Annotated in this window: 17 protein-coding genes and 1 pseudogene; 10 read left to right on the forward strand and 8 right to left on the reverse strand. The window is 60.8% G+C overall.

The features are described from left to right. Window positions 1–159: pseudogene (locus tag FY112_RS37430) on the forward strand (LysR family transcriptional regulator); the annotation flags it as partial. A gap of 100 nt (window positions 160–259) precedes the next feature. Here FY112_RS37430 and FY112_RS05120 read toward each other — a convergent pair. The 5 genes from FY112_RS05120 to FY112_RS05135 all read right to left on the reverse strand — a co-directional run bounded on the left by FY112_RS05120 (window position 260) and on the right by FY112_RS05135 (window position 2,873). Beyond that, complete coding sequence (locus FY112_RS05120; protein WP_094086212.1) at window positions 260–574, reverse strand: hypothetical protein; 315 nt, start codon at window positions 572–574, stop codon at window positions 260–262. A 122-nt stretch (window positions 575–696) separates the two neighbouring features. Next, a complete protein-coding gene (locus FY112_RS05125) occupies window positions 697–1,281 on the reverse strand; it encodes a BA14K family protein (protein ID WP_151517880.1) in 585 nt (194 codons plus the stop codon). Beyond that, window positions 1,278–1,445: a hypothetical protein gene (locus tag FY112_RS36615; RefSeq protein ID WP_017960081.1), complete on the reverse strand. Its 168-nt coding sequence runs from the start codon at window positions 1,443–1,445 to the stop codon at window positions 1,278–1,280. The genes FY112_RS05125 and FY112_RS36615 overlap by 4 nt, the downstream gene beginning before the upstream one ends. A 50-nt stretch (window positions 1,446–1,495) precedes the next feature. Next, window positions 1,496–2,359 carry a DUF1236 domain-containing protein gene (locus FY112_RS05130; protein WP_151517881.1) on the reverse strand — a complete coding sequence of 288 codons (864 nt, stop codon included), beginning with the start codon at window positions 2,357–2,359 and terminating at the stop codon, window positions 1,496–1,498. 115 nt (window positions 2,360–2,474) lie between these two features. Next, window positions 2,475–2,873 carry a DUF1236 domain-containing protein gene (locus FY112_RS05135; RefSeq protein WP_026158641.1) on the reverse strand — a complete coding sequence of 133 codons (399 nt, stop codon included), beginning with the start codon at window positions 2,871–2,873 and terminating at the stop codon, window positions 2,475–2,477. A gap of 197 nt (window positions 2,874–3,070) precedes the next feature. On the opposite strand from FY112_RS05135, the gene FY112_RS05140 reads away from it, so the two are divergent. Then, window positions 3,071–3,337 (forward strand): hypothetical protein, encoded by a 267-nt coding sequence (locus tag FY112_RS05140; protein ID WP_017960078.1) that lies wholly within the window; start codon window positions 3,071–3,073, stop codon window positions 3,335–3,337. A gap of 87 nt (window positions 3,338–3,424) precedes the next feature. Here the strand turns inward: FY112_RS05140 and FY112_RS05145 are convergent, their stop codons facing one another. After that, entirely contained in the window at window positions 3,425–4,273 is an 849-nt protein-coding gene (locus FY112_RS05145; protein ID WP_131629483.1) for a methyltransferase domain-containing protein, read from the reverse strand. A 161-nt stretch (window positions 4,274–4,434) separates the two neighbouring features. Here FY112_RS05145 and FY112_RS36620 point away from each other — a divergent pair, with 161 nt between their 5' ends. The 3 genes from FY112_RS36620 to FY112_RS05155 all read left to right on the forward strand — a co-directional run bounded on the left by FY112_RS36620 (window position 4,435) and on the right by FY112_RS05155 (window position 6,688). Continuing rightward, window positions 4,435–4,611: a hypothetical protein gene (locus tag FY112_RS36620; protein ID WP_017960076.1), complete on the forward strand. Its 177-nt coding sequence runs from the start codon at window positions 4,435–4,437 to the stop codon at window positions 4,609–4,611. A 62-nt stretch (window positions 4,612–4,673) separates the two neighbouring features. Continuing rightward, the gene (locus FY112_RS05150; RefSeq protein ID WP_151517882.1) at window positions 4,674–6,062 is read left to right on the forward strand and encodes a sensor histidine kinase; all 1,389 of its coding nucleotides are present in this window, start codon (window positions 4,674–4,676) and stop codon (window positions 6,060–6,062) included. A 2-nt stretch (window positions 6,063–6,064) separates the two neighbouring features. Further along, window positions 6,065–6,688: a response regulator transcription factor gene (locus FY112_RS05155; protein WP_094086217.1), complete on the forward strand. Its 624-nt coding sequence runs from the start codon at window positions 6,065–6,067 to the stop codon at window positions 6,686–6,688. Window positions 6,689–6,715: 27 nt separating this feature from the next. On the opposite strand, the gene FY112_RS05160 is transcribed toward FY112_RS05155, so the two are convergent. Further along, window positions 6,716–7,210 (reverse strand): hypothetical protein, encoded by a 495-nt coding sequence (locus tag FY112_RS05160; protein WP_017960073.1) that lies wholly within the window; start codon window positions 7,208–7,210, stop codon window positions 6,716–6,718. 291 nt (window positions 7,211–7,501) lie between these two features. On the opposite strand from FY112_RS05160, the gene FY112_RS05165 reads away from it, so the two are divergent. The 5 genes from FY112_RS05165 to FY112_RS05185 all read left to right on the forward strand — a co-directional run bounded on the left by FY112_RS05165 (window position 7,502) and on the right by FY112_RS05185 (window position 9,736). Continuing rightward, complete coding sequence (locus FY112_RS05165; protein ID WP_017960072.1) at window positions 7,502–7,999, forward strand: hypothetical protein; 498 nt, start codon at window positions 7,502–7,504, stop codon at window positions 7,997–7,999. 10 nt (window positions 8,000–8,009) lie between these two features. Continuing rightward, complete coding sequence (locus tag FY112_RS05170; protein WP_151517883.1) at window positions 8,010–8,411, forward strand: GFA family protein; 402 nt, start codon at window positions 8,010–8,012, stop codon at window positions 8,409–8,411. A gap of 36 nt (window positions 8,412–8,447) precedes the next feature. Continuing rightward, the gene (gene xth, locus FY112_RS05175; RefSeq protein ID WP_151517884.1) at window positions 8,448–9,242 is read left to right on the forward strand and encodes an exodeoxyribonuclease III; all 795 of its coding nucleotides are present in this window, start codon (window positions 8,448–8,450) and stop codon (window positions 9,240–9,242) included. A 75-nt stretch (window positions 9,243–9,317) separates the two neighbouring features. Further along, window positions 9,318–9,548: a hypothetical protein gene (locus tag FY112_RS05180; RefSeq protein ID WP_151517885.1), complete on the forward strand. Its 231-nt coding sequence runs from the start codon at window positions 9,318–9,320 to the stop codon at window positions 9,546–9,548. 5 nt (window positions 9,549–9,553) lie between these two features. Next, window positions 9,554–9,736, forward strand: a complete 183-nt coding sequence (locus FY112_RS05185; RefSeq protein ID WP_131640303.1) for a hypothetical protein — start codon at window positions 9,554–9,556, stop codon at window positions 9,734–9,736. Window positions 9,737–9,767: 31 nt separating this feature from the next. Here the strand turns inward: FY112_RS05185 and FY112_RS05190 are convergent. Continuing rightward, window positions 9,768–11,653, reverse strand: a 1,886-nt coding sequence (locus FY112_RS05190; RefSeq protein ID WP_151517886.1) for an FAD-binding protein, incomplete at its 5' end; no start/stop codon positions are given.

Here is an 11,653-nt window from a genome sequence, read left to right on the forward strand (position 1 = left end):
GAAGACGTCGCGCTACCTCATATCGCGGAAGGCCGCCTGAGACGCGTGCTGGAAGCCTTTTCGCCACACTGGGATGGCTACCATCTCTACTATCCCAGCAGAAGGCAGTCCTCTCCGGCTTTCGTGGCACTCGTCGACGCCCTGCGCCATCGAGCATGATAGCCATCTTCCTTTTCTTGGGCGCCCTTTGAGTAGGGAACGCTGACGCGCAGGGATCGCTTTCTTGGGGCGCTAAATTGGCCGCCTCTCGGTGACCCACTCAGTGAATTATCTTTGACCGCTTCTCCGCATGCGAAATTCCATCGAGCGTCGCCATAAGCTTTTCGAATTCGCTCAAGACTCGATTGAACTCGGCGTCCTGCATGGCGGCGATTTCCGATATCGTCGAGGACACGGACTCAATCAGCGTGTCGATCCAAACGCAGCGCTCGGCCGGGACATGGCCGAGGACCTGCTGCCTATGCGTCTTCAGCTCGCGCAGGATGCGAACGATAAGAGCGCCACGGTCCGCCCTGCTCAAGAACGGAAGCCTTATCTGCGCCTGCTGGATTTCCATTATCAGCGTCGTCGCCATCCCCGATCTCCGACGTTCGAATGCAACCCGTTATCACAACCACAGCGTTTGGAACATGGACTTTGGTCTGAGTGACCGTATCGGTGCGGTTCAGTACTCTCTTCGCCGCCACAGCCGATCGATCAATCGCTCGTTGCGACGAGATCTGAAGTGTCGCAGCTGCGCCTTGGTCCTTCCCATGGTTGATAAGTATTGTCCTCCGGACGATACGACTTGTAGCGAGCAGCGCACCGAGCCGCCGCCTGTGCATTCACCTTGGTGGTGACGCCCTCATCGGCTTCGGCGACGATCTTCTGGAACGGCGAAGAGCACTCGCGGATCCCGCCGCTATAGGATCTGTAGCTATTGGTCGCAGGGTCGAAGGAACGGTAGCGTTGCGCGCACCAAGCAAGGTGCTCGGCAGAAAGCTTTGGCTGCGGTGTCCGGAGTTCGGCTGTTGACGGGCGATCGGGAACCGGCTTCACACTTGACGTCGTGATAGCAGGCGCCTCGGTGACGTAGCTGGAGTAGAGAGGCGGAATTCGCTCGTATTGCTGCTGCCGGATATCGACTTTCACCGGTGTCGTCGTCCACAGATCGCGCGACGTCAGGTCTTTGAAGGCATGAGGTTCTGAGTCCGCGACGACGTAGGATGCGACAGATGCGGCAGCCATGCAGGCCCCGACCGAGCTCAAGATTCCAAAGACGACGGATGCGATGGCTTTCATTGTCCTGACCCCTGTTGTTGAGCCTGCGGGACCCAGACGCGGGCGGCGGTGCTATCATGTCGGCCGCCGATGGCGACAAGCACGGCGACAATGCCGGCGATCGCCAGCAGGATGGCGATCAGCGGGACGGCCAGACCTGCGGATTTCTCTTCGGAATAGATCATGTTCCCTCTCCTCGGCCCCGGCGGCGACGGTCGCCGCCGGGCACCGGCCGTTATGCCGAGATGATGTAGACGATCGTGAATGCAGAGGGATCGACGATGACGATCCGGCCGTCCGCGAGGAGGAAGAAGCGGTAGGCCTTGTACTGCGGTACGATCTCCACGATCCGCGGCGGCAGCGGCTCGAGCCTGATCTTCTTCGGAATGGTCGTGCCGACCGAGACCGTGAAGTCCACCTCCCGCACCGGCTCGACCTGAACTTCCTTCACTACCTGGCGGATTTCCGTCTGTTGCTCGACGGAGATGTTCACATTGGTCGTGTTGTTCGTCTCGGTCTTCGTGGTGTTCTGAGTGTTGCTGTCGACGGATGTGTTGTTGGTCTTGCTGTCCGACTGGGTCTCAGTCGAGCCGCTGGAAGACTTCGCGTCGCCGGATTTCTGGCTCTCGCCGGAGCCGGTCGATGTGCCGGTGTCCTGGCTGCCGGCAGGCTTTTGGCTTTCCGTCGAGGACTGCCCCGACTTGGACGACTTCGAAGCATCCGGGCTTCCGCCGGAGGTGTCCGTGCCTGCGGCACCGGTTTCGCTCGAGCTTCCGGACTGCGTCTTGGCACCGGGCTGAGTTGTCGTCTGACCCGAGGAGCCATCCGTGGAGGTTCCGGTCGACGCCCCCGACGAGTTTCCGTCGGAGCCGGAAGGTTGCTGCTGCGCATCCTGGCTACTCGATGCGCCTGCGCCACCCGAGGAGGCGGCGCCCCCCGCATCCGGTTGCTGGGTCGCACCACCGCTGGACTGGTTGTTTTCGGCAGCACCCTTCTTGGGAAGGATCGGTGCATCCTGCGCGGCGGCGGCCATGGTACCGACCGGCGAAACGCCGATCGAGAGTGCCGTCATCAGCACTGCGAGTGTCTTGGTCTTCATAACAATCTCTCTGCTTTTTGGCCGCACGACGGCGCTTCCGTCTGTCGTGCGGCGGTTCTCAGGTTTTAAGATGATTTCCGGAGCAATGACGCGGCAGTGGCTGCGTCGCATCAGGTCACTTGATGACCTGGATCACCTTGCGGGACGACGGTTCGACGATGACACGTTCATCATTGACGACCGCATAAGCATAGGTCGGGTCATCCGGAATAGGCGTCACGACGACCGTCTCCGGCAGGGGCTGGCCGACGACAATCTTCTCCTTCACGACCACGCGCGCCGATGGTGCTGGAGCCTCGCGGACATAGGTGACGACCTTTTGCGGCGGCGGATCGATCGCCGTGCCAACAACGGCGCCGGCAACGCCACCGACAGCAGCACCGACTGGGCCACCGACGATCGCACCGGTAACCGCACCACCCGCCGCACCATTAACGGTCGAGGACTGGGCGAATGCGACGCCCGACATGAGGGTCGCGGCAGTGGCCGCACCGACGATAAGCTTGGAGAGCATTTTCTCCTCCTTCTGTTTCGAGGCGGCCTTCTTGACCGCTGGCAAACCAACTAGCTGGAGGCAGGGTCGTTCCACGCCCCGGACCTCAGTCCGATGGGGCCTGGCCTTTGGTCCTAAAACCCATTTCAATATCGGTCGCCGGCGCTAATTGCCGATCGAAGGCCCTGTCGTCGCGGGCATAGAGGAGACTGAAGGAGATGGCACGATCCAACCGTCAGGAGGCGGGACGCAGGCGCCTGGCGATGCGCCTGCCGCAGTTGCGCAAGCTGATCATGGAAACCCGCGACCCGTGGCAGCTCGAGCTCTTCGAAGCCTACCAGATGGCCGTCGAGGCGCGCGACGCAGTTCGACGGCAACGGTTCAATCCGAACCTGGTGCGGGAATATGAAGAGACCTGCTCGGAGATAGAACGGCACGTCATCCGAGCCATGCGCGAGCCTTCCTACGCGCAACGCACAAGCTGACCCCGGTGAGCAGTCATATCTCGGCGGGGAACGTCTGGACATTCAATATGGAGGAACCGCATGATTGCCGCCGTACGCTGACGAGAATTATGACACACGGCCGACGACGACCAACGCACTCATGCCGCCGCACGGACGCACTCCGTGGCGCGATTCCAGTTGCTCTGCCACTTCGTCGACGATCTCCAGAATGCGCCCCGGCGCCCGCTTTTCGATCTCTCCCCTGAGCGGAGTGCCTTGACAGAAGGCTGCAGCGACGTCGTGCGCGGCCGCGACGGAGGTCAACTCGATCCGATCGCAGGAAACCGAATCAAATCCTGCCGAAGACATATGCGCCTTGATCGTATGGGGGTCGAAATAGGAGTATGGCAGCCGACTTAGAAAGTCCGGCGGATCGGACCGAAAAAGGCCTGTCAGGCATTCGTCCACATATCTTGCGAAATCGTTAGCAGAAAGCGAATCCCAGGTCGCAAACAGGAAACGACCGCCGCTCCGCAACACTCTTGCAGCCTCGCCATAGGCCTTCAGCTTATCTGCAAAGAACATCACCCCGAACTGGCAGACGACGAGATCGAACATCGACGGCGCGAAGGGGAGATTTTGCGCGTCGGCGTTCATCCAGTGAGTCCGCGACATCGTCAGCGATGGTGCGCCGACGTCTATCATCGCCTGGCTGAGGTCGGTGGCAACGAGTTCCGTTGCATGATCGAGTGTCGCCCGCAAAGCGCGTGTCAAGGCGCCGGTCCCCGCAGCAACCTCGAGAACGCTGCCCGGTTTCAATCGTTCGGCGACGATCGCCATCTCCGACGCATAAGGCTCGAAAAGTATGGGCACGAGAAAGGCCTCGTAAAAGCCGGCAACGTCTTCCTCGAACGGCGCGGGAAAAACGGCAGATGCGGAGCTGATGCCGCCTTCGATATCTGCGGAAATCGTCACGTACAAGCCTCCAAACCTTGGTCTGTCGATCGTGAAATATGACTGAGTCCGTTGATGTCTATGGGCGCCAGACCTTGGTCCCAGCCCTGTCCGACCGAAGTCCCTGGAGTGGAACGGGCACCGGTATCGCTCCGTTTCGAAGGAGACCAAGGAGATCCGACATGCCCCAGAGTCCTAGATCCCGAGTGAATGACGCCTGCAACGCGTCCGTTTTCGCACTTGTTATCGTTCTGGCTGCCCTTCTCTACGTCTTCGGCGCGGTCATGTCCGGCGATACCGTCGGGTTGACCCAGAGCATAAGAGGCGCCGAGGTGTTCGACACGAGGAATTTGCCCTGATGCTGTTTGGAAAACTCTGAAGACGCGGTAGGTTATTCGGGCTGTCTCTTACCGGTATCAACATGAATTGGCTTCGCCGCTGGAATGCCCGCTCACTCGCCTCCCAGTTCTTCATCGCGGGTGGGCTCATTTCGATTGCCGCCATGTTCGTGGTGGGTCTTTTCGTGAGCCACCTCATCGAGGAAACCGTCATCCACAATTCGGGAGCGGCAACGGCGCTTTATGTGGACAGCGTGATCGCACCGCTTCTTCCCGATATGCAAACAGAATCACTGCTTGATGAAGCGAGTGCTCAGGCTCTGGACGAGACGCTCGGTCAGGGTGCACTCGGCAAACGCCTTGTTTCGTTCAAGCTGTGGCGAAGCGACGGCACCATCCTCTATTCGAACGAGAAGGAGCTGGTGGGCAAGACGTTTGCCGTCAGCGACAAGCTGCAGAGGGCATTCGCAGGGTCTCTCGTCGCGCGCTACGAAATCGCCAGCGATCCGGAAAGCGACAGGGAGCGCGCGCTCGGCAAGCCGCTGATGGAGATCTATAACCCGGTGCTCCAGCCATGGTCCGGACAGGCGGTCGCCGTCCTTGAATTCTACGAGTCAGCGGAAGGACTGGGCGATAGTCTGGCGCGTGCCAGGCTCCGGAGCTGGGGCGCCGTCGCCGCCCTCACGGCGACCTTTTTCCTTGTTCTCTCGGTTCTGGTGTTCCGGGGTAGCCGCACGATCGAGGCGCAGCGCAAGGATCTCAAAGACCGGGTCACCGAACTCTCTGCGCTGCTGGCGGAAAACCGCGGACTTCAGCGGCGCCTGCAGCGCGCCTCGCAGCGTGCGGCAGCGCTGAACGAAACATACTTGCGCAGCATCGGTGCCGATCTGCATGACGGTCCGGCCCAGCACATCGCCTATGCCTCATTGCGCCTGGACAGCGACGTGTTGATCAATGCGTCCACCCAGCCCGAAGCGCGTGAGAAGGAGCTTGCCTGGATACGCTCGAGCCTTGCCGAAGCGATGACGGAGATCCGCAATATCTGCAGAGGCCTGGTGCTTCCACACATCGAAAAATCCTCGATCACCGAGATTGTCACGCGGGTCGTCGAAGCGCATCAACATAAGACCGAAACACCTGTCGAAACTGTTATCGACGAGGATGGACCGGAACTTCCCCCCGCCGTGAAGATCTGTATCTATCGCTTCGTTCAGGAAGCCTTGAACAACGCCTATCGCCACGGCGGCGGCGTTCAGCAGGCTGTCAGAGCCGTGTCGCGCAAGGGTCATGTCCGTGTCGAGGTCAGCGATCACGGCGACGGCTTCGATCCGACCGAGGTAAGGCCAACGAGCCTTGGTCTCGTGGGGTTGCGCGAGCGCGTCGACAGCCTGGGAGGTTCCTTCGACATCAAGACGGGCGAAGGAGGAACGACGGTGACCATGATCTTCGAGCCAATGGAAGTGGGAGAGTAGGAATGACATCAATCACCATCGGCGTCGTGGATGATCATCCACTTTTTCGCGAGGGTGTTACGCGCAGCCTATCCGAAATCAGCGGCTTTATCGTCGTTGGCGAGGGAGCCAGCAGCGATGATGCGGCGATGATCGCTTCAGACAACCGCCCCGACATCATGCTCCTCGATGTCTCGATGCCCGGCGGCGGGCTTTCTGCGATCAGTGACGTCCTGGCGCGGAGCCCCGCAACGAAAGTGCTGATGTTGACGGTATCCGAGGAGGTGGACACTTTACTGGGAGCTCTGCAACGGGGCGCAATGGGCTATGTTCTGAAAGGTGTTGGTTCACGTGGCCTCGCCGAAGCAATCCAAACCGTCCTGCGCGGCTCACGATATATCTCGGCGACCATGTCGGCGAAGGTCATGGAAAATTCCTTGAATGGCGGAACCTCCGACAAAAGCAGCCTGACGCCACGGGAACGCGAGGTGATGGATCTTGTCGCACAGGGCCTGTCAAACAAGCATATCGGCTTGCGTCTCAACCTGCAGGAAAAGACTGTGAAGCACCATATGACCCAAATCCTGAGCAAGCTCGGCGCCTCAAACCGGACCGAGGCGGCTCTACAGTGGCGCGAACGGCGCTGAGACGGATTATCACCCGCCTATCAGGCGTCAGCGAAGAAAGCGGCTCATCCGGCGGGCATCGTTTGCCGTTGCTTGTCGACTGATGATCGTCCGGCCCTTCGAGTCCTTCATAACGTAGCGACCGCGTTGCAGGGTTTCAGTGATGCCGTTCGAATGGCGGACGTCGATGGAGCCATCGGACGCTGCTGTCGCTCTCGCGCCCGATCTTGCTGACGATCCTGTGCTAGAGGAAGACGATCCTCCACCACCGGCGGAATTTCCACCATTGCCGTTCCCGGAACCGCTATTGCCGCTGCCGCCACCGTTGCCATTCCCTCCCCCGTTGCCATTACCGCCGCCGTTGCCATTCCCTCCACCATTGCCGTTGCCATTCCCGTTGTTGCCGTCCTTTGCCTGCGCAAAGTCCGCCGCCAGAACAGGAAGGGAACCGCCGAAATTCAAACTGACTGGTGATGCAGCAGCGATGAGAGCGACGGCCGCACTGCCGCCCAATCTCAGAAAATCGCGTTTCCGGATACTCATGCCATAGCCTCGTTCGTCCGTTCGTTGCCGCTTCCCATGCAATACGACGTATGAGACTTTTCGCTGTTCCGAGTAAAGAATGCAACCGACCTAGGTAGTAGGTGCGGCAAGACTTTGGTCCGCCGCTCGCCGATTGTAATGCTTGTCATCGGAAAAATGTCGCATGGTGGCACCTCAAGCGCACCTCTGCGAGGGGCTGTTCGTGCAACGCTGTTAAGCGCGGAAGCATTCCATGGAACTTCTCCGCTTCTCGCCGCTTTGTTTGTTCAGGGTGCAACAGAGGAAACTTCCATGGCAAATCCAAACGAATCCCCCGCAGTCCAGTCCATGCGAAAAGAACAGGCAGAGCAGCGGAAGCAGGCGCGAAAAGGCGAACTCGACAAAGCAATCGAGGATACTTTTCCTGCGTCCGACCCCGTGTCTGCCACTCACACTTCTATTCCGGCCGGCCGCAGCGATGTCGAGGCGGCTGAGCGTGTCAAGCGGGAGCCGGATCCCACCAGGCTTGACGAGCAATATCCGTATGTCGATCAAGCTCTACGCTCGACCGGCGACACCGCCCGCTCCTCGGAAGCCTCCGATGTCGACCGCCAAGGAATGCGATCTCTTCAGAGAGAAGCAAGCCGCGTGGCCGAGTCCGCATCGGAACTGGCGTCCGGATCGGCTCGCCTGGCAAAGGCGGAAGCACGCACATTCGTTCATGAGCTCGAGGATCGCATACGCCGGCAGCCGCTAACAGCCGCAGCGATCGTCGCCGGCATCGCCTTCGTCTTCGGCGCGACGCGTTGAGAAGCCAGCCATGGTAGCGCGATGGACTGGCGGCTGTCTTTGCGGATCCTGCCGGTACGAATTCGCCGGTGATCCGCCGCATTCGGGGTACTGCCACTGCGACATGTGCAAGAAGGCGACCGGAGGCCCTTTCGCGGTCCTGGTCCAGGCGAGGATCGACGATCTTGCCTGGACGGCCGGTACGCCCACCTCGTACCGATCGTCGCCGATCGCGACGCGCGGCTTTTGCGGCAAGTGCGGAACACCACTCTATCTTCAGTACGACGGCGACGAACTGATCCGGGTGACCGTCGGCTCGCTCGACAGCCCGGAGAAGATCAGCCCGGCGGGACACTACGGTGTGGAAAGCCGCCTTGATTGGGCCGATTGCGGACGCGGACTTCCTGAGGAGGAAACTCAGGAGCGCTTTTAGATGTTGCCCGGCATCGCCCGGGCTTCCGGGGGGCTCATGAAAATCGCGACCTACAATGTCAACGGCATCAATGGGCGGCTGGAGATCCTGCTGCGCTGGCTCAAAGAGGACGTCCCTGATGTGGTCTGCCTCCAGGAACTGAAGACAGACGATGCCAGGTTTCCGCGAAAGGAGATCGAACAGGCCGGCTACGGCGCCATCTGGCACGGACAGAGATCCTGGAACGGGGTGGCCATCCTGGCGAAGGGCAAGACACCGATACTGACGCGTCGCGGTCTTCCTGGCGATCCTGACGATACTCACAGCCGGTATATCGAAGCTGCCGTCGACGGCATCCTGATCGGATGCCTGTATCTTCCCAACGGCAATCCGTTTCCGGGCGCAAAGTTCGATTACAAGCTGCGCTGGTTCCGCCGTCTGCAGGAGTACGCCGCCGAACTCCTGGAGCTCGATGTACCTTCGATTCTGGCCGGCGATTTCAACGTCATGCCGACGGAGATCGACGTCTACAAGCCTGAGCGCTGGCTGGACGACGCCCTCTTCAGGCCGGAAGTGCGCAAAGCCTATGCTCATCTCGTCGCTCAGGGCTGGACCGATGCCGTCAGACATCTGCATCCGGGAGAGCACATCTACACCTTCTGGAAATACTGGCGGAACAGCTTCGAACGGGATGCAGGGCTTCGGATCGACCACTTCCTGCTCAGTCCGGCAGTCGCGCCGTTGCTTCGATCGGCAACCGTCAGGAGAAAGCCCCGCAGCTGGGCGCATACGAGCGACCACGCGCCCGTCATGATCGAGCTCGACTTTTCCGCAGCTGGAGCAGATCTGTAAGCCGCGATGTCGATCTCAGAGGAACCAGGGAACCTGCAATGTCGGTCGGAGTTAGCTGGTAAAGGAGATTGTCCAATGCCTACGAATTCCATCCCCAATTCCGCAAAGCTTCCGCCGAAGTCACTGAATGAGGACACTCAGGACGACGAATTGCCCGAGGCCAATGTCGATGACCAGCGTAAGCCGCCAATCAGCATGGGCAGCAGCCGCGAGGCGGGCGACGGTGTCATCGATGCCGATCCGGAAACAGGCCGCGCCGACCGGAAGGACCGCATCCCTGCCCCGCAATTCTCCAACCGGAAGTAACCGCTATGGGCGAAAGCAAGAACTACCTGAACACCGACGAAATCCAGGCCGACGACCAGTTGTCGCCGAAGCCGGTCGAAGGAAAGGACCCGCCGCGGAACGTGCGCAAAAGCGAGGAAGCCGTCGCCGAAGGTTCTGACGAGACCGAACGCATCCGTGTTCCGCCGCCGGTGCCGAATCCCGATTGATCAACACACGCCGCGAGGGCGATGCGGAGCCTTATCCATCCGTGCCGCGGTCGTAGATGCGGCCGGTCAACCAGGCCGGCCAGTCCCGCTCGAAGAAGGATCTGGCGCTCTCGTCAAAGCTGCGGTTCGGACGTGTGGAAAGCGTGATCTCATTGCCATCGAGCCGCACGATAATCTGCTGTTCCCGGTGCGCTTGGCGTTCCTTTCGGAAGCGATAGTCCTGTAACGGCCCTGAGTTCGCCAGCGGAAGAGATTCGCCCTCCGCATGGCATATCGCGCGCGCGCCACGGCTGCCGCCGCCGTTGCGAATGAAGAAATCAAGCGCGCTGAGCACGGCTTCCGAAGCAAGCGCCATATGCCGCCATTGCACGCCGCGAACCGCCTCCGCTGCTCGACCGTGGGCGACGCCGTTAGCGCGAATTTCAGCATTCAGCTTGCGTGCTTCAATCAGGGCACCGCTGACACTTTCCTGATCGCAGAGGATGCCGGCCTTGTCGCTCATTCGTGCCTGCACTTGCGAACGGATCGATTTGACGGTGAGCGGGCTCTCGGTCCGAAGGACGGCAAGGAGGTCGGCGATACCTGCCTCTGCTGTACCGGTTATGTCCCCCGTGGGGTACCGCTTTGCCCTGCAGGTCGCGCTGATGTGCTCTGCCGCGCGGGTACCGAAGACCTGCCCGGCATTGAGCGCTGCTCCACCCGGCCTCGTCACGCCGTGTGTGCCCGCTGCCTCTCCGACCGCGTAACAGCCGCCGAGACTGCTGCGGCCCCAGGTGTCGACCATGATGCCGCCGTTCATGTGCTGGTTGTTGACGGCGAATTCCAGCGGCTCCTCGGCAATGTCGATCTTGTAGCGGCGATAGAGTTCGATCGCGAGCGGGTTCATATGCTTCAATCGATCGATCGGCATGTCCTGGTCGGCGCCGGCCTCGCCGAGATAGTCGCGGACGTCTTCATCCAGTCTTTCCAGGCTGAACGGCAGGTCGCCCGGCACGGATAGGGGATTGCGATTGAAGTCCATGAAGACGCGCCGCCCTGCGGCGGTTTCGCGGGAGATGGCAAGGTCGACCAGGCTTGAGCCGAAGTCGAGCATGCGCGTCGCGTGAAATGGCCATTGATAGCCCTTGCGGAAGACGTTCGACGCCAGCTCCTGCGTGCTGCGATAGTATTCTGCCAGGAAATGGCGTTCAGCGCCGTCTGAATCGAGCGAGTAGATATGCGGGATCGCCTGGACATAGGTGCCGGACAGGTTCCAGGGGAACCCTTCTCTGCGTGTTCCGATGCCAAACTGGCTTTCGGTCAGGTTGACGAGTTCGACGCCTGCCTCGAGCGCCAATCCGAGAGAGCCGAAGCAACCGTTGGGATATACGCTGTCGCGATAGAGTTCGCCCGGGCCGCCGGCGGCGAGCACGATCACGCCGGTGACGAACAGCGCGATGCCCAGCGGGTTCTCCTCCGTACGGTCGGTAGCGCGCATAGCGAGAATGCCGACGACGTGGCGGTCAGCGCCAGCGCCCTCGGTGAGGATCTTTACCGCGGTGGTCTGGTTGTAAAACGGCACTCCGAGCCGGATCGCCTCCTCGGCCAACACCTTAACCATCAGGCGCGAGGTGCGCGGGCCGCAACTGGTGGCGCGGCCGACCTCGTCATGGTCGGTCTGATATCTGAGCGTCCCGCCAAGCGGATCCTGCGGCAGCGGCAGACCTAAGAACTGGAGCGATGCCATCATCCGTGACGAGCCTACCGCCTCGACATAGGCCGTGTCCTCGTCCATGGCGCCGCCGCTGCGGATGGCGCGCGCCATTGCGTTGTAATTGTCGCCCTGATCGGCCGTATTTGCCGTGTGCAGGGTCTGCTTGTCCGATCCAGAACAGGCCGAGGTTCCACCCCACGCGCTTTGGCTGACAACGACGACGT

Origin of the sequence: Rhizobium sp. PEPV16, assembly GCF_008919455.1 — a bacterium.
Taxonomy (GTDB): Bacteria; Pseudomonadota; Alphaproteobacteria; order Rhizobiales; family Rhizobiaceae; genus Rhizobium; species Rhizobium leguminosarum_Q.

What these genes read in the sequence shown, in the direction of transcription:
- FY112_RS05140 (WP_017960078.1), top strand. Translation starts at nt 3,071, where the DNA reads ATGGCACGATCCAACCGTCAGGAGGCGGGACGCAGGCGCCTGGCGATG.
- FY112_RS05170 (WP_151517883.1), top strand. Translation starts at nt 8,010, where the DNA reads ATGGTAGCGCGATGGACTGGCGGCTGTCTTTGCGGATCCTGCCGGTAC.
- FY112_RS05130 (WP_151517881.1), bottom strand. Translation starts at nt 2,359, where the DNA reads ATGAAGACCAAGACACTCGCAGTGCTGATGACGGCACTCTCGATCGGC.
- FY112_RS05150 (WP_151517882.1), top strand. Translation starts at nt 4,674, where the DNA reads ATGAATTGGCTTCGCCGCTGGAATGCCCGCTCACTCGCCTCCCAGTTC.
- FY112_RS05135 (WP_026158641.1), bottom strand. Translation starts at nt 2,873, where the DNA reads ATGCTCTCCAAGCTTATCGTCGGTGCGGCCACTGCCGCGACCCTCATG.
- FY112_RS05120 (WP_094086212.1), bottom strand. Translation starts at nt 574, where the DNA reads ATGGCGACGACGCTGATAATGGAAATCCAGCAGGCGCAGATAAGGCTT.
- FY112_RS36620 (WP_017960076.1), top strand. Translation starts at nt 4,435, where the DNA reads ATGCCCCAGAGTCCTAGATCCCGAGTGAATGACGCCTGCAACGCGTCC.
- FY112_RS05125 (WP_151517880.1), bottom strand. Translation starts at nt 1,281, where the DNA reads ATGAAAGCCATCGCATCCGTCGTCTTTGGAATCTTGAGCTCGGTCGGG.
- FY112_RS05180 (WP_151517885.1), top strand. Translation starts at nt 9,318, where the DNA reads ATGCCTACGAATTCCATCCCCAATTCCGCAAAGCTTCCGCCGAAGTCA.
- FY112_RS05160 (WP_017960073.1), bottom strand. Translation starts at nt 7,210, where the DNA reads ATGAGTATCCGGAAACGCGATTTTCTGAGATTGGGCGGCAGTGCGGCC.
- FY112_RS05185 (WP_131640303.1), top strand. Translation starts at nt 9,554, where the DNA reads ATGGGCGAAAGCAAGAACTACCTGAACACCGACGAAATCCAGGCCGAC.
- xth (WP_151517884.1), top strand. Translation starts at nt 8,448, where the DNA reads ATGAAAATCGCGACCTACAATGTCAACGGCATCAATGGGCGGCTGGAG.
- FY112_RS36615 (WP_017960081.1), bottom strand. Translation starts at nt 1,445, where the DNA reads ATGATCTATTCCGAAGAGAAATCCGCAGGTCTGGCCGTCCCGCTGATC.
- FY112_RS05155 (WP_094086217.1), top strand. Translation starts at nt 6,065, where the DNA reads ATGACATCAATCACCATCGGCGTCGTGGATGATCATCCACTTTTTCGC.
- FY112_RS05165 (WP_017960072.1), top strand. Translation starts at nt 7,502, where the DNA reads ATGGCAAATCCAAACGAATCCCCCGCAGTCCAGTCCATGCGAAAAGAA.